A 310-nucleotide genomic window follows, 5' to 3' on the forward strand; every position below is an offset into this window, starting at 1 on the left:
AAGTGAGTTAGAGCCGAAGCTCTAACTAGTTCCGTGAACATTAGAGAAAGTAGCTTGAGCCTTAAACGTTTGTTATAACCCGACCGCTTTTTCTAACTCTGACTTTGTGAAGAGAGGGCTAAACTTAAGACCCAATTTTTCTAAGTTCTCTCTGCCACTACCTTCTCGGTCAATTACACAAACGACATTATTGACAATAGCACCACGAGCACGTAATTCGTTAACTGCGTCAATTATTGCTCCACCCGAAGTTACAACGTCTTCAACAATCAAAAGTTCCTGATTGTCTATTCCGCCGCCCTCAGCTAAC

General features: G+C 42.3%; 1 pseudogene. It reads right to left on the reverse strand.

Going from position 1 to position 310, the window contains the following annotated elements:
• Positions 1-72 precede the first annotated feature (72 nt).
• Positions 73-310: pseudogene (locus A3712_RS21360) on the reverse strand (orotate phosphoribosyltransferase); the annotation flags it as partial.

This window comes from Vibrio sp. HI00D65, assembly GCF_001635455.1.
GTDB lineage: Bacteria > Pseudomonadota > Gammaproteobacteria > Enterobacterales > Vibrionaceae > Vibrio.